Below are 455 nucleotides of genomic sequence, written 5' to 3'. Positions count from 1 at the left end.
GATGCTGTCGCCTTCAGCAGGCGCGGTTTCTGTCCAGCTGATCACGCCGTTGGCATAAGTGTAGTTACCAAAGGTGAAGCTGCCGTTGCCAGCATCAGTGAAGTCAGCGAAACTCAGCTGAATGTCCGCGCCACCGTTAATGGTAAGCGTGACATAGCCGCCAGCTTCAAAGTCAGTACCATCGATAGTGACTTGCAGCTGCACGTCATCAGCACCAATTTCAGCTTGGGTGAGCAGGCCATCGCCTGGGTTGCCATCATCAACAATCAATACCGTCGGCGCATTTGGCGCGGTTTCATCGGCGACCTTGGCAGTATCTGAACCTTGAGCCGAGGTGTTGTCAGCCTTATCGGTTTGGGTGGCGGTGACGGTGATGCTGTCGCCTTCAGCAGGCGCGGTTTCTGTCCAGCTGATCACGCCGTTGGCATAAGTGTAGTTACCAAAGGTGAAGCTGC

Annotated in this window: 1 protein-coding gene; it reads right to left on the bottom strand. The window is 54.9% G+C overall.

Annotation, left to right across the window (positions count from 1 at the left end; all coding sequences use genetic code 11):
• The coding region (locus K5Q92_RS24045) for a hypothetical protein (RefSeq protein WP_220771281.1) at positions 1-455 on the bottom strand (455 nt) is incomplete at both ends.

It is taken from the genome of Shewanella sp. MBTL60-007 (assembly GCF_019654915.1).
GTDB lineage: Bacteria > Pseudomonadota > Gammaproteobacteria > Enterobacterales > Shewanellaceae > Shewanella.
The sequence above is the reverse complement of the archived record's forward strand: the minus strand, read 5'-3'. Positions and strand labels throughout refer to the sequence as shown.